Origin of the sequence: Humibacter albus DSM 18994 (assembly GCF_000421825.1) — a bacterium.
Classification (GTDB): Bacteria; Actinomycetota; Actinomycetes; order Actinomycetales; family Microbacteriaceae; genus Humibacter; species Humibacter albus.
This window is the reverse complement of record NZ_ATXT01000014.1, coordinates 133,296-151,686: the sequence shown is the minus strand read 5'-3', so window position 1 is coordinate 151,686 and position 18,391 is coordinate 133,296. Positions and strand designations below refer to the sequence as shown.

General features: G+C 70.7%; 15 protein-coding genes. 5 read left to right on the top strand and 10 right to left on the bottom strand.

Annotated elements, in window-relative coordinates:
* Positions 1-57 precede the first annotated feature (57 nt).
* Both H623_RS18635 and H623_RS0108170 read right to left on the bottom strand, forming a co-directional pair.
* The gene (locus H623_RS18635; RefSeq protein WP_022900453.1) at positions 58-666 is read right to left on the bottom strand and encodes a Clp protease N-terminal domain-containing protein; all 609 of its coding nucleotides are present in this window, start codon (positions 664-666) and stop codon (positions 58-60) included.
* Positions 659-898 (bottom strand): helix-turn-helix domain-containing protein, encoded by a 240-nt coding sequence (locus H623_RS0108170; RefSeq protein ID WP_211217987.1) that lies wholly within the window; start codon positions 896-898, stop codon positions 659-661. The genes H623_RS18635 and H623_RS0108170 overlap by 8 nt, the downstream gene beginning before the upstream one ends.
* Before the next feature lie 99 nt (positions 899-997).
* On the opposite strand from H623_RS0108170, the gene H623_RS18630 reads away from it, so the two are divergent.
* Positions 998-2,497 carry a glycoside hydrolase 5 family protein gene (locus H623_RS18630; RefSeq protein ID WP_022900451.1) on the top strand — a complete coding sequence of 500 codons (1,500 nt, stop codon included), beginning with the start codon at positions 998-1,000 and terminating at the stop codon, positions 2,495-2,497.
* A gap of 72 nt (positions 2,498-2,569) precedes the next feature.
* Positions 2,570-3,508 (top strand): sulfurtransferase, encoded by a 939-nt coding sequence (locus H623_RS18625; protein ID WP_022900450.1) that lies wholly within the window; start codon positions 2,570-2,572, stop codon positions 3,506-3,508.
* 11 nt (positions 3,509-3,519) lie between these two features.
* Here H623_RS18625 and H623_RS0108155 read toward each other — a convergent pair whose 3' ends face one another.
* Positions 3,520-6,129 (bottom strand): DEAD/DEAH box helicase, encoded by a 2,610-nt coding sequence (locus tag H623_RS0108155; protein WP_026940099.1) that lies wholly within the window; start codon positions 6,127-6,129, stop codon positions 3,520-3,522.
* 67 nt (positions 6,130-6,196) lie between these two features.
* Positions 6,197-6,820: a LysR family transcriptional regulator substrate-binding protein gene (locus H623_RS18620; protein WP_022900448.1), complete on the bottom strand. Its 624-nt coding sequence runs from the start codon at positions 6,818-6,820 to the stop codon at positions 6,197-6,199.
* Between the two features lie 179 nt (positions 6,821-6,999).
* On the opposite strand from H623_RS18620, the gene H623_RS0108145 reads away from it, so the two are divergent.
* Positions 7,000-7,380, top strand: coding sequence for a DUF5997 family protein (locus H623_RS0108145; RefSeq protein WP_026940098.1), 381 nt, complete (start codon positions 7,000-7,002; stop codon positions 7,378-7,380).
* Positions 7,381-7,419: 39 nt separating this feature from the next.
* Here the strand turns inward: H623_RS0108145 and H623_RS18615 are convergent, their stop codons facing one another.
* Together H623_RS18615 and H623_RS0108135 are read right to left on the bottom strand one after the other, a co-directional pair.
* The gene (locus tag H623_RS18615; protein ID WP_084485847.1) at positions 7,420-10,440 is read right to left on the bottom strand and encodes a helix-turn-helix transcriptional regulator; all 3,021 of its coding nucleotides are present in this window, start codon (positions 10,438-10,440) and stop codon (positions 7,420-7,422) included.
* 103 nt (positions 10,441-10,543) lie between these two features.
* Complete coding sequence (locus tag H623_RS0108135) at positions 10,544-10,798, bottom strand: hypothetical protein (RefSeq protein ID WP_022900445.1); 255 nt, start codon at positions 10,796-10,798, stop codon at positions 10,544-10,546.
* Between the two features lie 136 nt (positions 10,799-10,934).
* Here H623_RS0108135 and H623_RS0108130 point away from each other — a divergent pair, with 136 nt between their 5' ends.
* Entirely contained in the window at positions 10,935-11,198 is a 264-nt protein-coding gene (locus H623_RS0108130) for an acylphosphatase (protein ID WP_022900444.1), read from the top strand.
* Positions 11,199-11,273: 75 nt separating this feature from the next.
* Here H623_RS0108130 and H623_RS0108125 read toward each other — a convergent pair whose 3' ends face one another.
* Positions 11,274-12,563: a M18 family aminopeptidase gene (locus H623_RS0108125; protein ID WP_022900443.1), complete on the bottom strand. Its 1,290-nt coding sequence runs from the start codon at positions 12,561-12,563 to the stop codon at positions 11,274-11,276.
* A 103-nt stretch (positions 12,564-12,666) separates the two neighbouring features.
* Between H623_RS0108125 and H623_RS0108120 the strand changes: the two genes are divergently transcribed.
* On the top strand, positions 12,667-12,885 hold the full coding sequence (locus tag H623_RS0108120; RefSeq protein ID WP_022900442.1) for a hypothetical protein: 219 nt from the start codon (positions 12,667-12,669) through the stop codon (positions 12,883-12,885).
* Here H623_RS0108120 and H623_RS0108115 read toward each other — a convergent pair.
* The 3 genes from H623_RS0108115 to H623_RS0108105 all read right to left on the bottom strand — a co-directional run bounded on the left by H623_RS0108115 (position 12,860) and on the right by H623_RS0108105 (position 18,277).
* Entirely contained in the window at positions 12,860-16,420 is a 3,561-nt protein-coding gene (locus H623_RS0108115; protein WP_022900441.1) for a TM0106 family RecB-like putative nuclease, read from the bottom strand. The genes H623_RS0108120 and H623_RS0108115 overlap by 26 nt on opposite strands.
* A 63-nt stretch (positions 16,421-16,483) precedes the next feature.
* A complete protein-coding gene (locus H623_RS0108110; protein ID WP_026940095.1) occupies positions 16,484-17,515 on the bottom strand; it encodes an aldo/keto reductase in 1,032 nt (343 codons plus the stop codon).
* 105 nt (positions 17,516-17,620) lie between these two features.
* On the bottom strand, positions 17,621-18,277 hold the full coding sequence (locus H623_RS0108105; RefSeq protein ID WP_022900439.1) for a nicotinamide mononucleotide transporter: 657 nt from the start codon (positions 18,275-18,277) through the stop codon (positions 17,621-17,623).
* Positions 18,278-18,391: the final 114 nt, after the last annotated feature.

The following is an 18,391-nucleotide window of genomic DNA, read 5'->3' as shown; positions in this document are numbered from 1 at the left end:
GTTGTGAAGTCGATGTTCAGCCTGGTGCGCACCGCTTTCGCGACGCTTACGCGACGCTTACGGATGCTCACGCCCCGTGTCGCGCCGCCCCGCCTGACCTCGTCTGGCTGCCTCGCGGCGCATGGCCTGGCGCTCCTGCGCCGTGGCACCCTGGTGACCCGGTCGCGGATCCTCGTCGTCGGAGGCGAGTCGCTCACGCTCGACGCGTCCGATGAGCGCATCCCGGTCGATGCCGGCGTACGCGAGCGTGCGGGGAACCGTGCCGACGTTCGCGGTCACAATGCCGTACAGCAGGTCGAGCTCCGCCGCGCGGCGACGACGGCGACCACTGGATTGCGCCCGGCGGAACGCCTCGCGGATGGAGGAGGACCACATCGGGCGGGAGTCCCGGCCCGTCGCTTCCAGCAGAGCGGAATCGAGCCCTTCGATGCCGATGACGGCGAGCGAATGCGCGATCTCCGAGTCGAGCGCGGCGTGATCCAGGCCGAAGTCGGCGAGCACGGCGGAGGCCGGAGAGTCGTCCTGCGCGAGGATCGCCAGCATGAGATGCTCGGCAGCCACCGCAGCGGACCCGCGGCGTTGCGCCTCCTGGGTCGCTCCGATCATGATGTCGCGCATCGGCTGTGGGATGCGATCCTCGCGTGCGCGTGATGTGTCGTCAGCCACGACGCCTCCTCAGATCGATGTCGGCGTCGGCGAGACGCTTCAGGTGCTTCTTGTGCACGGCTTGGCGGGTGACGCCGAGGGCTTCGGCGACCTGGCTCCAGCTCCAACCGTCACGGAGTGCATGCTCCACGGCGGCATCTTCGAGCCGGTCGGCCAGGTCGCGCAGCGCGACGACGGCGGCCAGTTCGTCGGCCGCTCCGCCCACCGGCGAGGGAATTCGTACAGGGTTCACGGTTAAGCAACCTAGGTTGCCCGTTCACGCTAGTCAACCTGCGTTGCTTAGTTCACAGGCATCCTTCAGATAGGCAACCGTGGTTGCTTCACGGATGACATGGCAGCGCGCCGTACCGTGGAGGCGACCCGTCCGCTCCGCTCCGAGAGGCCACCGTTGATCCCCGACTCCCCCACCGCCGCATCGAGCGCCGTGCCCACGGCGACGAGTGCCGCACCCGCCGCCGCGCCGTCTCTGCGTTTCGGGGCCAACTACACGCCGTCAGCCGAGTGGATGCATTCCTGGCTCTCGTTCTCGCCCGAGAACGTGCGGAGCGACTTCGCCGGGCTCGCCGCTCTCGGACTGGATCACGTGCGGGTGTTCCCGCTCTGGCCGGTTCTGCAGCCGAACCGCACGCTCATCCGACAGCAGGCGCTCGATGACGTGCGCACAGTGGTCGACATCGCCGCGGAGTTCGGCCTCGACGTCAGCGTCGACGCACTGCAGGGACACCTGTCGAGCTTCGACTTCGTGCCGTCGTGGCTCGCGACCTGGCACGACCGCAACATGTTCGCCGATCCGCAGGTCGTGGCCGCCGAGGCCGACCTGGTGCGCGCGCTCGGCACCCGGCTCGCCGACGCCCCGAACTTTCTGGGTCTCACGCTCGGCAACGAGGTGAACCAGTTCTCCGACCGCCCGCATCCGACGCCCTGGCCCATCACCGTGGCACAGGCCGAGGCCTGGCTGACCGCGCTCTTGGATGCCGCGCACTCCTCCGCGCCGCGCGCCGCCCACGTGCACAGCGAGTACGACGCCGTCTGGTACCTCGACGACCATCCGTTCACTCCTGCACACGCCGCGCGGCTCGGCGCCATGACGACCGTGCACTCCTGGATCTTCAACGGCACAGCGCAGCGCTACGGAGGCCGGTCGACGGCGTCCGACCGGCACGCGGAGTACCTGATCGAGCTCGCGCGCGCCTTCCAGAGCGATCCTTCCCGGCCCATCTGGCTCCAGGAGGTCGGTGCGCCGTCGAACTGCCTGAACACCGACGAGATGCCCGGATTCCTCGAGGCGACGGTGCGCTCGGCGGCGCGCTGCGCGGGGCTGTGGGGCATCACCTGGTGGTGCTCGCACGATGTCAGCCGCGCGCTCACCGACTTCCCGGAGCTCGAGTACTCGCTGGGTCTGATCGACCAGGGCGGCGGCGTGAAACCGATCGGTGAGCGGTACGCGGCCCTCGCCGCCGAGCTGCGTGCGCACCGTCCCGCACCCGCCGCGCGCACGACGGCCATCGTCGTCGAGGTCGACGAGGCGGGCATCCCGGTCAGCCGCACGGCGCTGAGTCCCGGCGGCGCTGTGTTCCAGACGTGGGTGGAGCTCTGCTCCGCCGGATTCGACCCCGCCTTCGTGACGTCGACGGACGCCGCAGCCGCCGACATTCTGGCCGCGCGCGGCATCGCCGAGCTCGCGCATCCCGACCTGAGCTCGTCGCCGGTGGGCCGATACGCCTCGGTCAACACCGACGTGAACGCCGACGTGAATACCGACATGAACGTCGACATGAACGTCGACATGAACGTCGACACGGACTCCGGAACAGACTCCCAGACGGACTGAGTCCCGCGCCCTGCGTTACGGTCTGTTTCGCCGCGATGGGCGTCGGAGGCCGCCAGAACCTACCGTGAGACCGTGACCATCGCCCGCAGCTTCCCCTCACTCGAGGCCGACGGGGCCGGGACGCGCCGGCCGCTCGTGTCGACACGGGAACTGGCCGTGCTGATGGCGGGCGCGGACGAGCCCGGTGCGGCACCGCTTCTCGTGCTGGATGCCACGGTGCTGCAGGTCACCGCCTTCGACGGGCACTCCGCCTACGTGACGGGGCACGAGCAGTACATCGTGAACGGGCACATCCCCGGCGCCGTCTTCGCCGATCTGCTCGAGGAGTTCAGCGATGCCGCCAGCGGGCTGCCGTTCACCAGGCCGGGCGCGGAACAGTTCGCCCGCGCTGCCGAGGCTGTCGGGGTGGACGCCTCGAGCACGATCGTGCTCTACGACGACAGCTTCGGGCAGTGGGCGGCACGTCTCTGGTGGATCTTCCGCTCGTTCGGGTTCGAGAACGTGCTCGTGCTCGACGGCGGCCTGCGCAAGTGGACCGCCGAGGAGCGCGCGGTGGAGATCGGCTACACTCCGCCGCCGGCCTCGGCGGGAGTCGCCGTCACCGAGCAAGACGGCTTCTGGACCGACGCCTCCCGCGTGCACCGCGCGCTCGACGGTTCTGAGCCTGCGACGCTCGTCTGCGGCCTGCCGTACCGCGAGTTCACCGGCGAACGGGGCCACCGGCCACGCCTGGGACACATCCCCGGCAGCCTCAGCGCCCCTGTCTCGCGCCTGGTCGACCGTGAGACCAACACGTTCCTCGCTGACGACGCACTCCGCACGTCGTTGAAGGATGCTCTCGAGTCGCCCGACCCGATCGTCGCGTACTGCGCGGGCGGCATCATCTCGGCCGCCAACGCGCTCGCGCTCGCACTCCTTGGACGCGACGACGTGACGATCTACGACGGCTCGCTCGCCGAGTGGGCCGCCGACGAGAATGCACCGCTGACGACCATCGTTCCGCACGAATAGGCGCCCGCCGGCTACAACCGGTCGACGGACGTCACCCGCAGCACAGCGGCACCGGCCTCGTCGGAGGCGTCAAGGTCGACGTCGGCGGCGACGCCCCAGTCGTGATCGCCCTGCGGGTCGGCGAGGATCTGCCGCACCCGCCACCGCCGCGTCGCTCCCTCTCCCCCGCTCCCGCCGTCGACCGCCCCGCCAGCGCCCTTGCCCGCTCCGCCAGCGCCGTCGTCGACCATCAGCATCGCCGGGCTGCGGGCGTCCGCGTCCGTGCCGATCGTGTCGTGTTCGGCGTAATAGGCGTCGAGGGCGCGGGTCCAGGCATCCTCGCCGAACTCCGGGTCGAGTTCACCGAGCTTGTCCGGCCGGTCGAGCGCGGCCCACTGCACCCGCCGGAACAGCTCGTTGCGCACCAGCACGGTGAACGCACGCCGGTTGCTCGTCAGGGTGCGCGGCGCTGGCGGAACCACGGCGGCTCCTGCCGTCTGGTGTGCGGCGTGGTACGCGGCATCCGGGTGCACCAGGTCCTCCCACTCGTCGAGCAGGCTGGAGTCCACCTGGCGCACGAGTTCGCCGAGCCACTCGATGATGTCGCGGAGCTCGTCGCTCTTCGCCTCGTCGGGCACCGTCTGGCGCAGCGCCCGGAATGCGTCGGAGAGGTAGCGCAGCACCACGCCCTCGCTGCGCGCGAGCGAATAGTACGAGACGTACTCCGCGAACGTCATCGCGCGTTCGAACATGTCGCGCACCACCGACTTGGGATGCAGCTCGAAGTCGCGCACCCACGGCTGACTCTCGCTGTAGACCTCGAAGGACTGCTGAAGGATGCCTTCGAGCGGCTTCGGCCACGTCACGTCCTCGAGCAGCTCCATGCGCTCGGAGTACTCGACGCCCTCCGCCTTCATGGCCGCGACGGCGTCGCCGCGGGCCGCGTGCTGCTGGGCCAGGAGCACGGGACGCGGGTCGTCGAGCGTGGACTCCACCACCGACACGATGTCGAGCGCATAGTCGCCGGTGCCCACGCCGCGTCCCTCGCTCAGGGAACTCGGCCGCTCGGCCGGGTCGAACAGCTCGAACACCGACAGGGCGAAGGGAGACAGCGGCTGGTTCAACGCGAAATTCGGCTGCAGATCGACCGTGAGCCGCGGGACGCCGTCCGGCCCCTTCTCGACGACCCCGGCGGTCACGAGCGTGCGGTAGATCCCGAGCGCGCGGCGTGCGAGCTCCAGCTGACGCTTCCACGGCTCGTGGTTGTCGAACACGAGAGTGCGCACGTTGCCGAACACATCGCCGCCGCGGGCGATCACGTTGACGATCATCGCGCTGGTGATCTGCATGTGGCCGACGAGCGTCTCGGGTTCCGCCTCGATCAGCCGCCGGAACGACGGCTCGCCCCACGAGACGAAGCCGGCCGGCGCCTTCTTGCGCACGATCTTGCGCTTCTTCTTCGGATCGTCGCCGGCCTTCGCCACCAGCCGGGCGTTCTCCACGTCGTGCTCGGGCGCTTGCGCGACCACGGTACCCGCCGTGTCGTAGCCCGCACGTCCGGCACGGCCCGCGATCTGGTGGAACTCGCGTGCGGTCAGCTGCCGCATCTTCGTGCCGTCGAACTTGGTCAGCGCCGTGAGCAGCACACTGCGGATCGGCACGTTGATGCCGACCCCGAGCGTGTCCGTCCCGCACACCACGCGCAGCATCCCGCGCTGGGCGAGCTGCTCCACGAGTCGGCGGTACTTCGGAAGCATGCCGGCGTGGTGCACGCCGATCCCGAGGCGCAGAAGCCGGGACAGTGTCTGACCGAATCCCGCGGCGAAGCGGAAGGAGGCGATCTCGGCGGCGATGGCATCCCGTTGCTCACGAGAGGCGATGGATGCCCCCGCCAGCGCTTGCGCTCGTTCCAGAGCGTCTTTCTGCGAGAAGTGCACGATGTAGATCGGCGCGCTGCCGGCATCCAGCAGCTCCTGGATGGTCTCGTGCACGGGTGTCAGCACGTAGTCGTAGTCCAGTGGAACCGGGCGCTCCACACCGGTCACCGCGATCGTCTCGCGGTGCGTGCGGCGGGAGAGGTCGTCGGAGATGCCGCTGACGTCGCCGAGTGTGGCGCTCATCAGCACGAACTGTGCGCGCTCGAGAAGCAGCAGGGGCACCTGCCACGCCCAGCCGCGGTCGGGGTCGGCGTAGAAGTGGAACTCGTCCATCACGACCTGGCCGACCGGGGCATCCGGACCGAGCCGCAGCGCGAGGTTGGCGAGGATCTCGGCGGTGCAGCAGATGATCGGCGCGTCGGGGTTCACCTGGGAGTCGCCGGTCATCATGCCCACGTTCTCGGCGCCGAACGTGTCGGCGAGTGCGAAGAACTTCTCCGAGACCAGCGCCTTGATCGGCGCAGTGTAAAACGTGCGACGCCCGTCGGCGAGGGCGGCCGCGTGGGCGCCGACCGCGATCAGGGACTTGCCGGTGCCCGTCGGGGTCGAGACGATGACGTTCGCGCCGGAGACGATGCCGATCAGCGCCTCTTCCTGCGCCGGATACAGCGTGATGCCGCCCTCGGAGACCCAGTCGACGAAGACGTCGAAGACGTCGTCCGGCGAGTCGAGTCCGCGGATCCGTTCATCGAGACGCGCGCGGATGCTCTCTGCCGGACTCACCCGTCCAGGCTACCGACGTGGCCGAGCGCGTCTGTGCGGGCCAGGGCTCTCAGCCGCGCGAGCTGTGCGCAGTGCGGCCTCGCACGATGCCGATGAACGTGTCGACGCGGTGCTGGGCCGAGTCGCTACGCGCGGGACCGGGCTCGCTCAGCCAGGCGAGCGCGATGCGCGTGGGCTCGGCATCGCTCACCGTACGGGCGACGAGATCGCGGCGCGAGTGCAGCCGCGCCACCGACTGTGGAACGACCACGCTGCCCACGCCGGCGGCCACGAGCGCGAGGGTGTCTTCGATGGTCGCATCGAACGGATGCCCTGGCGAACCGAGCTCCGCCACCTCGGCGAGCGTGACGGCATCCGCTGCGGCCAGCACGTGGTCCTTCGGCACCACGACCACGGGTCGCTCCTCGTACAACGGGATGGCGTGCAGTCCGTCGCGGTCGATCGGGAGCCGCACGAAGGCCATGTCGACGAGGCCGTCGCGAAGCACGGATTCCTGGTCGCTTCGATCGGTGCGCACGAGCTCGATCGGGACCCGACGCATTCGTTCTTCCCAGATACGCACCCATTTGGCCGGCGTGACGCCGCGCACGTAGCCCAGCCGGAACGGCGTCGCCGGAGGCCGCCTCGCGGCCGAACGCGATGTCTCATTCGATCCCGAGCCCGCAGTCGCCATGGATGCATTCCCCTCGTGTGCGCGTACGCGCGGCCGCCTGCCGCACCCCACGCTACCCGGCGACGCCGCGGTGTCGTCGTCCCGCGCGCTCGAGCACCCGCACGGTACCGCGCGCTCGAGCACCCGCGCAGCGATACCCTGGTCTGATGAGCGAGACCGTGCAGCCCGGGCCGGGCGCGATGAAGCCCGAGACGGCCGCGAAGAAGCTCGGGGTCTATCTGCCGGCGACGCCGGACGCGTTCCGCACGTCCGCGGTGACGCGTGAGCAGTTCGCCGCCCTGCAGTCGGATCCGCCGCAGTGGCTTACCGACCTGCGCCGAGAAGGACCCCACCCTCGCGACGTCGTGGCCCGCAAGCTCGGCGTCTCCACGAGCGGTCTCGCCCGGGCCGGCATCACGGATGCCCTCACCACCGAGCAGATCCGTGCCCTGCTCGCCGCGCCGCCGGAATGGCTCGTGCGGGAGCGGGCGACACAGGCCGCAGTGCGCGCGGAGAATACGCGGGTCAAGGCGGAGCGCGCCAAGAAGAACAGCGGCGGGACGGACAATAAACGCCGCTAGCTCGGCGCTTCTCACTGGCGTACCGTTGACTCTGGGCCGCTAGATCCGTGTCGGCTGCGCCTCTGCGGCCTGCACGTCCGCGCGCCGCGCGTCAGCGGACTGCGCGTCAGCGGACCGCAGCGCATCCGCCGCCGGCTCCCGCCGCGCCAGGTAGGCCGCCTCGGTGCGGCTGGTGGCGCCGAGCTTGCGCAGAATCGCCGAGACGTGCACGCTCGCGGTCTTCGTGCTGATGTAGAGGCGTTCGCCGATCTGCTTGTTGCTCAGGCCTTGAGCGAGGAGTTCGAGAACCTGCCGCTCGCGATCGGTGAGCCGCGAGGCGGGGTCCTCCGTCGATCCGGCTGCCGTCGCGCCGGCGACCACGGCTCCGGTGCCCGCGGCCGCCGGCTCCAGGCCCGCGCGTCGCGAGAGGTCGTCGATCCACGAGATCAGGAGCCCGGACCCGACTGCATCGGCCCGTTCATGGGCGGCCACGAGCTCGGCCTGCCCTTCAGCGCGCCTTCCCGCCGCGATGAGGGCTCGGGCGTGTCGGAACCGGGTGTACGCCGCCAGGTGCGCAGGGGCGAGCGCAAGATCCGCTGCTGCGACGGCCACGTGCCAGCCCGGAGCATCCATGCCGTCGTCGGCGAGCTCTGCTTCGACGACGGGCCCCCAGACCCGCGCGGTCGGCCAATCGCGGGCACCGTCGAGCACGGCGCGAAATGCCGACTCCGCACGATCGAGCTCGTCGTCGCTCCGGCGGGAACCACGGCGCAGCAGCGTCAGCGTCTTCGCGGCCGATGCGAGAAGCGGCAGGTCGTAGCCGCTCATCGGACGGTGATCGTGCAGCAGCACCCCCACGGCGCGCCACGCGCGATCGATGTCACCCAGCCCGAGCGCGAGCTCCGCTTCCACGCGCGCGCCGCCGAGCCGTGACTGCTCCTCGATCTGCGATTGCACACGCCACATCGGAGCCCAGGCATGCCACAGCTCGTCGGCGGCGGCGAGCTCGCCCTGCCAGGTGAGCAGCCAAAGCTTCATGCGCTGCAGGTGCACCCGGAACCCGGGCGGTGGCGTCAGGGCGAGCGCAGGCTCGAGCAACGTGGTCGCCTCGTCCCACCGACCGAGCGCGGCCAGCGGCTCCACGGTGTTGGCGGCGAGCATGATCCCGCTCGTGCGCTCGACGCCGAGACTGCGTGCCCGCTCGATGCCCGCGTCGCCGATCCGCACCGCCTCGGCGTACCGGCCCAGCAGATGCATGACGTCGGACATGTTGACGCGATAGCGCAGCATCGCACCGTCGCGCTGCGCGGCCAGCAGCCCCGCCTCATGCAGGTCTGCCAGTCCTTCGTCGATGCGTCCCGACACCACCAATGACACGCCGCGGATGTTGTGCGACACCGAGCGCCGCGACAGCGAACCGGCCGCCTCCGCCTGGGCGAGCGCACGGGATGCCACGCCGATCGCCTCATCGAATCGCGCCTCGAGCATCAGCCGCCCAGCGAGATCTCCGAGCACCGCCGCCGCCGTCTCCGAGCAGGCGTCGGGGCCGAGTCCGCCCAGTGCCTCCTCGAGAAGCCCCGTCGAACCGGTTCTGCTCAGCGCCGCCAGGTAGCGAGCCTTCTCGGTCAGGAGCTCGGCTCGATGCTCGACACGGTCTGGCGGGCATTCCTCGAGGGCGGCATCCACCACGGTGAGCGCCCGATCGTTGTCGCCGGCGTCGCGCCACGCTGTGGCCGTGCGCTGCATGAACTCGACATGGTCCATTCCCGCGGCTGCCGCCGGGTCGCTCACCTGCTCCCACAGCTCGAGAGCCCTCTCGCCCATGTGCGCGGCGCGCGCGAAGTCGTACGCTTCACGAGCCTCGCGCATCGCGGCGATGGCCGCCGGAAATGCCCTGGATGCATCGTGCGCCTCCATGCGATGCTGAGCGACGTCGTACGCCACCCGCTGCCCGGTGGCCGCCTGCGCCTCGAGCGCATCGGCGTAGGCCGTGTGGTATCGCACACGCTCTCCCGGCAGCACCTCCCCGAGGATCGCCGTGCGCACCAGCGCGTGCCGGAAGTCGTATCCCACGCTGTCTGCGATCAGCACACCGCCGTCGATCGCCGCACGCACCGCGACATCCAGCTGTGCCGTCGTGCCCGTGTGCACGCGTGCGAGAAGTTCGTGTGGAACACACGCGCCACCCACGGCGAGCAGCCGCAGCAGGCTCTGCGAATCGTCATCCAGCCGGTCGTAGCGGGCCAGCAGGATGCCTCGCAGCGTCTCCGGCAGCGGTCCGGCCTCCGTCCCTCCCGAGCCCGACTCCGCGAGCTCCTCGACGAAGAACGGCACCCCCTCGCTGCGTTCGAAGAGTTCGTCGACGTCGGACTGCCCCACTGTGGCGCGCCCCGACGTCGCCGACGCGATCGCCTCGACCTGTGCGGCGACCTGATCGCGCGTCAGTCGCGCCAGCTCCCAACGGGTGAGCCGGCGCGATCGCTCGAGCTCCGGCAGCACAGGGCGCAGCGGGTGGCCACGCACGATCTCGTCGCTGCGGTACGTGACCAGGATGAGGATGCCCGCACCCGTCAGCATGCCGACCAGGAACCTCAGCAGTTCCAGCGTCGAGCGGTCCGCCCAGTGGATGTCCTCGATCACCAGCACGAGGCGGCGATCGCGGGCCACCTGCTCGAACAGCACCGTGACGAGCTCGTAGAGGCGCTCGGTGCCCGCTCGCTGCGGCAGCGCCCCGTCGAGCGAGAGCTCGGGCAGGAGCACCGACAGCACGGCGCGTGCCGGACCGGCGGCGTCCAGCAGCTCGTCCGTGCCGATCGCCTGCGCCAGTTCACGCAGGATCGCCGTGAACGGCGCGTAAGGCGCGTTCTCGGTGCCGATGTCGACGACGCGACCGGTGAGCACGAGCGTGTCGTCGCCGAGTTCGCGGGCGAACTCCGTCACCAGCCTCGTCTTGCCGATTCCGGCCTCACCGCCGATCGCCACGGCGCGCGGCTCGGAAGCGCTGCGCACGTACTCGGCGCGCAACGCCTCCAGATCGACCTCTCGGCCGATCATGCGAGGGCTGCTGACCGGTGACCTCATGCCTTCGATCGTGCCACGTGCCACCGACATCGACCGCCGCCCTCACCCGGTACCTGCTCGGAGCACGTCACCGGCACATTCGCCTGCGGGCCGATGGGCGCCCTCACCGGGTCGCGACGCCCACTGCGCGGCCCCGACGCCGGGCTTGTCCGGCTCGAATCCGCCGTGCCGGTGGCGTGCCGGTGCCCTCATCGCTCGAAGCGTCCCCCTGCGGGGCCACGGCAACGTTCATCGCCTTCGCCGCCGCGCTCGCCGCCCGTTCGGCGAGCACCTCGCGCTGCGCCCGCTCCCTCTCCCGCTGGGCGTAGAACCGCTCGCGATCGGCGTTCAACGCTCCCGCCAAAGCCTCGTTGTACATCGTCCGCTCCTTCTTCTCCCGCGTTCTGGGAACGATGTTTCTCGCTAAGGTAGGGAGTACGGATCGGGCGGATGCCTTATCTTTCTCCGGCACGGACGCGGGGTTCCGTTTGACGGCTGAGACCACGCATAAGACGGTGCGCGCACACCTTCTCGTTCACGGTCGCGTGCACGGCGTCGGCTACAGGTACGCGTGTGCCGCGACGGCCGGATCGCTCGGCATCGCGGGCTGGGTGCGCAACAGGCCGGACGGCGCCGTCGAGGCGGTGTTCGAGGGTCGCGACGAGCAAGTCGGCGCCGCCGTCGAGTGGTGCCGTCACGGTCCGTCAGTGGCTCACGTGACCGGCGTCGACGTGGTCGACGAACCGCCGGAGGGCCTCGACGGCTTCACGATCCGCTGAGGGGTTCGGCCCCGGCGGGCTCGAGCGGGCGCGTTCAGACCCGGTGCGTCCGGGCCGCGTTCAGTCACGGTGCGTTCAGGCTCCCGCGAAGAACGCGCCGAGCGCCCTCGCGAGCGACACGGGATCGTCCACGTGGCACAGCTCGCGCGCGGAATGCATCGAGAGCAACGGCACGCCGACGTCGACGGTGCGGATGCCCAGCCGCGTCGCGGTCAGTGGTCCGATCGTCGACCCGCACGGCACGTCGTTCTGGGAGACGAACTCCTGGTACGACACGCCGGCCGCGGCGCACAGCCTCGCCCACAGTGCGGCGCCGGACGCGTCGGTGGCGTAGCGCTGCTGCGCGTTGATCTTCAGCAGGGGGCCGCCGCCGGCGATCGGCCTGTTGACCGGATCGTGCCGTTCCGGGTAGTTCGGGTGCACGGCGTGGCCGGCGTCGGCCGACACGCACCAGGAGTCGGCGAGCGCGCGCATCCGCTCGTCCGTCCCCGCGTCGAGCGAGGCGCTGATCCGCGTGAGCACGTCGACGAGAATCGGGCCGCTCGCTCCTGAGCGCGACTGCGATCCGAGCTCCTCGTGGTCGAACGCCGCGAGCACGCTGATGTGCCCGGGAGCGGGATCGGCCGTAGCCGCCGACTCCAGGGCGCGCAGCCCGGCGTGCACGGAGCTCAGGTTGTCGAGCCGCGGGCTTGCGAAGAACGCGGCGTCGAGCCCGAAGACCCGGGGCGCCTGGGTGTCGCATGTGACCAAGTCATAACCGGCGATCTCGGATGCCCGAAGGCCGCTGTCCGAGACCACGCTCGCGAGCAGGTCTGCGGCTTGCGCATCGCCGAGACCCCACACCGGAGCAGTGTGGCGCTGCTTGTCGAGCACGAGTCCGTCGTTGTTCACCGCCCGGTCGAGGTGCACCGCCAGCTGCGGAATGCGCAGCAGCGGCCCCGAGCGCACCAGATGCTCGACTCCGTCTTTCAGCACGACGCGACCGGCGAGCTCCAGCTCTCTGTCGAGCCAGGAGTTCAGCAACGGACCGCCGTAGACCTCGACGCCGGCCTGCAGCCATCCGGCGTTGCCCGTCGTGGGCTTCGGCTTGAGCTTGAAGCCCGGCGAGTCCGTGTGCGCACCCACGACTCGGAACGGCGCCGTGGGCCCCGCGCCGGCGGGAACCGACCAGGCCACCACGGCTCCGTCGCGCACCAGCACGCCCCGCGACGGAGCGCTCGCGCTCGGCCGGGGCCAGGCACCCGTCTCGTCGACACGCTCGAACCCCGCGGCTTCCAGCCGTCGGGCGACTTCGGAGGCCGCGTGGTACGAGGAGGGCGATGCCTGAATGAACGCGGCGAAGTCGTCGATGTAGCCGAATGCCATGCGCCCATGCTCCCACGGCCACTGCCACGGCCGCTGCCGTCGGCGATCGTCGTCGAACCGCTGTCGACCGCTCGCTCAGCACAGACGACCTAGGCTGACGGACGTGAAAGCGCTCCTCACCGTCGGCATCGTGTTCATCGTTCTCGGGCTCGTGGCCGGGTTCGGCTACCAGGTCGTGGTGGCGATCAACACCGGTCTGCCGACGGACGGGATCGGCTGGCTGCAGGCCTCGGGATTCGTGCTCGCCGCAATCGGCGCCGTGATGATCGGCATGTACATCGGCAAACGGCGCGCGGCTAAGAAGAACCCTCCACGAGCGTGATGAACGCGCTGAGCTCGGCGAGGCCGTCCGGCTTCGCCGGCAGATACTCCGTCAAGAGCGGCGAGTAGACGACGTATGCGGCCCACTGGGCACGCGAGACGGCGACGTTCAGCCGGTTCTTCATGAGCAGGAACCCCATGCCGCGCGGAGCGTACTCGGGCGACGACGCCGCGAGCGTGACGATTGCGACAACCGCCTCCTGACCCTGGAACTTGTCAACGGTGCCGACCCGCACACCCGGATGCCCGGCCCCGTCGAGCGCGGCCCGCACCCTCACCTGCTGGGCGTTGTAGGGGGTGACGACGATGACGTCGCCCTCGCCCAGCGCTCGCTGCCCCGCGCCACGCCCTTCCGAGTCGTCGCGCCACGGACGCCCGAGCGTCTGCTCGACCAGTTCGACGACGCGCTGCGCCTCCGCGGCGGAGTCCGTGGCATCCCCCTCGTGCTCGACCGGAACCGCGTGCAGGCCCGGTTCGACGCCGTCGAGCCGGCGCGCCGCGGCCTCCGAGTGCGCGTGCAGCCTGCCCTCGTACGAGAGCGTGGAGACCCGCCGCGCGAGCGCGGGATGCATGCGCCGGCTCTGCGGGAGGAAGAAGCCGAGGGATGCCGGCAGCACGTCGTGCCCGTCGCTGATCCAGCCGAGTGCCGACCCGTCCACCGGCTCGGGATGCAGCCCCTGGCTGACCTGCGGCAGCTGCTGCGGATCGCCGAGCAGCAGCAGCCGGCGCGCGGCGACCGCCGCGGCCGCGGTGGAGGCCAGGGAGAACTGGCCAGCCTCGTCGATCACGAGCAGATCGAGGCTTCGTGCCGTAACCCGGGCCGGATTGCTGAAGACCCAGGCTGTGCCGCCGAGCACGAACCCGGTGCCGCGGTTCTGCTGCGCGAAGGCGAGCTGGCCGTCCTGGGGCAGCACCGTGTAGGGGCGCGGCGCACCGGCATCGGTGCCGGTCTGGGGTGCCTTGCCGACGAGCGAGGCATCCAGTCCTGCCTTCGTCACGATCTCGCCGAGCAGATGCTCGACGACGGCGTGCGACTGCGCCACGACGCCGACCGCGAACCGATGATCGCGCACGAGCGAGGCGATCACGTGCGCGCCGAGATACGTCTTGCCCGTGCCGGGCGGCCCCTGCACCGCGAGGTAGGAGTCGTCGAGATCCGCCACCGTCGACGTCACGGCAGCGATGCGATCCTCATCGGATGCCCGCTCCACCCGATCGGCGACGCTCGCCCCGCGCGCACGCGGCGGCACCCTCCGCAGCAGGTCGGTCACCGGGTCGCTCGGCCACTGCGGCTGCGCGTCCACGATCGACTGACACCACGAGGCGATGGCCGACACCTGCTGACCGGGAGGCGGAGGCGGCCCGGGCGTCGCCGCGAGCGGAACGCGATCGTGCGGCGGCAGCGCCTGCGGCAGCTTCTCCTCGACGAGCAGCCAGTCGTCGCCCGCATCGAGGATGCGCACACGGTGCGATGACCGCGAGCCGCGACTGCCGTGCGTCACCGGATACGGACCGGGCTCCGACGCGCTGTTCTCATAGAGCAGGTACACCTCGCCGCCCGCCTTGAGCGTGGAGCCCGGTGCGAACGCGCCGGTCAGCCGGAGCTGCCGGCGCTGGGTGCGCTGCGCCCCTTCCTGGTACCAGTCGCGCTCCACCGCCATGCGCTCGACGATGAGCACGTCACGCGTGTTCGCCCATGCCTCGACAGGGTCGACGAGCCGCGCGAAGTGGCCCCACCAGAAGCTCTTCTGCTCACGGCGGTGGTAGTCGAGGGCTGCCGCCGCGAGCGCTGCCGCCGTCTGATCGTCGGTACGGGTGCGCGTCACGTCCGCTCCCGCGCGGTGCGGCACCGCCGGGTCGCCGGAGAGCGCCAGCAGCTCGTCCCGCAGCGTGGACTGCTCCAGCTCCGGCACGTCGCGCTCCGGCTCGGGAAGTCCGATCATCACGCCGTGCTCCGCCGCGATCCCCAGCAGCCAGTTGCGCAGCGCGAGCGTGGAATCGCAGTCGTAACGGTTGTAGTCGGCGATCGAGTCGAGCGCCCGCTGCCCGATCTCGACGTCGCCGGATCGCACGAGCGCCATCGCCGAGGCGTACTCCTCGATCGACTCTCCCGCGTTCTGCACGTCTCCGGAGCGCAGCCGCTCGCCCATGTAGAGCGGCTCGAGCTTCTTGATCGAGTACGACCGGCTGCCGACCCTGACCGACTTGCGCACCAGCGGGTAGAGGTCGACGAGCACGTCGTCGCGCAGCAGATCGTCGACCTGTTGCTCCCCTACCCCGTGCCGGGCGGCCAGAGAGAGCAGGTGGGTTCGCTCATACGACGCGTAGTGGTAGATGTGCATGCCCGGATGCTCCGCGCGGCGCCGCGCGACGTCATCCAGGAACGCGATCAGCGCCTCGCGCTCCTGCGCGAACGAATGCGCCCAGAAGGGCTTGAACTCACCGTCGGTCTGCACGACCCCGAACAGGTAGTCGAGTCCCCACACCCGGTCGTCGCCCTCGGTGTACAGCGGGTCGCCCTCGAAGTCGAAGAAGATGTCGCCGTCGTCGGGCTCCGGCAGCACCGCGAGCGCCCGCGGGTCGTAGACCTCCACCGGTGGCGGGCTGCCGACCTCGGCCGCCAGCTGCAGCCGCGCCTGGTGCCGCAACGTCGTCAGCGTATGCGTCGCGATCCCCTCGACCTCGCTGTCGTCGCTCTGCCCGGCGAGATCGTCGATGGTGAGGATGCCTGCGGCCCGCAGCCGCGGACGCTGCGTCACCCGCAGCCCGGCCACCAGCAGCACGTCGCGGTGCGCCTCCACCTCGGCGGCGCACACGTCGCAGCGTCCGCACGCCGAGAACCGCTCGTCGCCCCACGCGACGGCCGCCCCGTCGGCGAGGTGCTCCCGCACGATGGCGTGCAGTCGCGCGATCCGCTTGCGGTAGACGGGGAGGATGTCCGCCAGCCGGTGACGGCTCTGCGTCCCGTTGCCCAGCAGCAGGAGCACCTCGTCGGCCGGCCGCACGCCGATGCGCTCCAGCTGCAGCGCGTAGGCCGCCACCTGCAGCAGGGCCGTCACCTTCGCGTGTCTGGCGAGCTTGGTGTCCTCGACCCGGTACCGGCCGTCCGCCTCGCGCACGATGAAGTCGGCGTAGCCGACGAAGGCGACGCCGTCGTCGTCGGCCGGGTCGAAGAAGACGCCCTGATAGACGACGGGCGCGCCGGCCAGGAAAGCCGCGGTCGTGGCATCCGCCGCTTCGATCAGCGTCTCGGCGTTCGGGTGGTCCGGCCGCTCGAACTCCGCGACCGCCTCGCCGAACTCCGCCCGGTAACGCTCGAGCACGCGGTGCTCGTGCTCGTCGCCGAGCCTCGAGGTGCGCTCGTACATGGCGTCTGCGGGGGTCTCGACCTGCGGTCCCCAGCCGAGCCGGGCATCCAGCCTGCGGAGGAAGTCGAACTCGCAGGCGGACGCGGTGGTGAGGTCGCTGGGGCTCAGCACCACCGTGCTCGGCGCCGTGGTGTCGGCGCTCGCCGCGTCATCGGACAGGAGGAACATGCCGCCACGTTAGCGCCGGCCACCGACGTGCACGCCGATCGGCCGGCGCGCACGTCGAGGCGTTCAACGCCCGCCGTCGATGCGGCGATGGCGCTGGCGCACGCCCGGCTCGCCGTACGGGTAGTCCTCGACGCGGGGAGCGCTCGCCTCGTCGAGGGCGGCGACCTGGGCCTCGGTGAGCTCGAGCCCGCTCGCCCCGAGGTTGTCGTTCAGCTGCTGCAGCGTGCGGACGCCGAGGATGACGCTGGTCACGGCCGGCCGCGTCAACAGCCACGCGAGCGCGACCTGCGACGCGGAGGCCTCGTGCACCCCGGCGATCTCCTGCACGACGTCGAGGATCCGCCAGGTGCGCGGGTCGTCGTTGCGCGCACGCCACGACTCCATGCCGCGCTCGGGATCCTCGCCGAGACGCGTCGCGCCGCTCGGTGCCTCGTCACGCCGGTACTTGCCGGTCAGCCAGCCGCCGCCGAGCGGCGACCAAGGCAGCAGTCCCACGCCCGCGTCGAGCGCCGCGGGAACGACCTCGTGCTCGATGCCGCGCACGATGAGGTTGTACTGCGGCTGCAGCGTGACCGGCTCCGCCCAGCCGTGCGCGCGTGCCACGTGCACCGCCTTGGTGAGCTGCCAGCCGGTGAAGTTCGAGAAGCCGTAGTACAGGATCTTGCCGGCGGTGATCGCGTCGTTCAGGAACCGCAGCGTCTCCTCGATCGGCGTGAGGGCATCCCACGCGTGCATCTGGTAGAGGTCGATCGTCTCGACGCCGAGGCGTGACAGCGACGCGTCCAGGGCACGCGAGAGGTGGCGTCGTGACAGCCCGAGGTCGTTCGGCCCGTCGCCCATCGGGAAGCGCCCCTTGGTGGCGATGACGAGCTGGTCGGCCTCCGTCGGGTGCGCGGCCAGCCACCGGCCGACGATCTCCTCCGAGACCCCGTGGGTGTAGACATCCGCGGTGTCGATGAAGTTGCCGCCGGCCTTCACGTACGCGTCGAGGATGCCGTGGGAGGCCTCCTCGCTCGCCTCATGGCCGAACGTCATGGTGCCCAGTGCGAGGTCGCTCACGGACGTGCCGCTGCGCCCCAGGTTTCGATGGTTCAGATTCGTCATGACACCATCGTGGCGGCTGGGACCCGTTCCCGGGCGGGCTCTGCTCAGCCGAAGAGCCCTGACCACGAGCCGAGCCGACGACGCTCGAACCCAGGCTCAGACGACGACGTCTTCGTCCAGTTCGTCGGCGGCCACGGGAACGCGGGCCGAATCGGGTTCGACGATGCACCGCCAGCGCCGCCACCCGTACGCGGCGACCACGCCGACGACGACGGCAGCAGCAGCGGATGCCCAGGCCTGCGCCGCCACCGCCAGTGCGGTCGCGAGTGCGGCACCGCCGAGCGCCGTCCACCAGCCGACCAGGAGCCCGCGTGCCAGCGCGGCGACCTGCACGAACACGGCGGCGACGAGCGCGGCGGATCCCCAGGGGAACGAGTCCCCGTTCTGGTCGGTGAGCGCGTAGGCCGCCACGACTGTCGCGATTCCGAACAGCACGACGCCGTAGGCGATCTCCCGACCCTCCGCGCGTCGCGGAGCGCACACCCGGCCTCGACGGCGCGCGACCCAGCCGTAGACGCACAGTGCCGCGAGGATGAGGCGCACACCGGCATCCGCGAACCGCCCATCGGCCAGGGCGAGCAGCGCGAAGACCGCGGCGGCGAGCGCGGCCAGCGGCCAGGCGCTCCGCAGGTCGCGCAGAATCGCGATCTCGCACGCGAGCAGCACGAAGACACCGACGATCGCGGCGGGCGTGACGTCTTGCGAACCGACCGAGACGAGCGAGCCGTTCAACCAGTCGAGCACGGCAAGCATGACGGCCTTTCTCGGCGAGCAGACGGGGGACACCCCATTGTGCCGCGACCACCGGGCGTCGTGGGCTCTGCAGGCGGCAACTGGGCGTTCTCGTGACGAATCGTTATGCGTCAC

What these genes read in the sequence shown, in the direction of transcription:
- H623_RS18615 (WP_084485847.1), bottom strand. Translation starts at nt 10,440, where the DNA reads ATGAGGTCACCGGTCAGCAGCCCTCGCATGATCGGCCGAGAGGTCGAT.
- H623_RS0108105 (WP_022900439.1), bottom strand. Translation starts at nt 18,277, where the DNA reads ATGCTTGCCGTGCTCGACTGGTTGAACGGCTCGCTCGTCTCGGTCGGT.
- H623_RS18620 (WP_022900448.1), bottom strand. Translation starts at nt 6,820, where the DNA reads ATGGCGACTGCGGGCTCGGGATCGAATGAGACATCGCGTTCGGCCGCG.
- H623_RS0108135 (WP_022900445.1), bottom strand. Translation starts at nt 10,798, where the DNA reads ATGTACAACGAGGCTTTGGCGGGAGCGTTGAACGCCGATCGCGAGCGG.
- H623_RS18630 (WP_022900451.1), top strand. Translation starts at nt 998, where the DNA reads ATGGCAGCGCGCCGTACCGTGGAGGCGACCCGTCCGCTCCGCTCCGAG.
- H623_RS0108145 (WP_026940098.1), top strand. Translation starts at nt 7,000, where the DNA reads ATGAAGCCCGAGACGGCCGCGAAGAAGCTCGGGGTCTATCTGCCGGCG.
- H623_RS0108115 (WP_022900441.1), bottom strand. Translation starts at nt 16,420, where the DNA reads ATGTTCCTCCTGTCCGATGACGCGGCGAGCGCCGACACCACGGCGCCG.
- H623_RS0108125 (WP_022900443.1), bottom strand. Translation starts at nt 12,563, where the DNA reads ATGGCATTCGGCTACATCGACGACTTCGCCGCGTTCATTCAGGCATCG.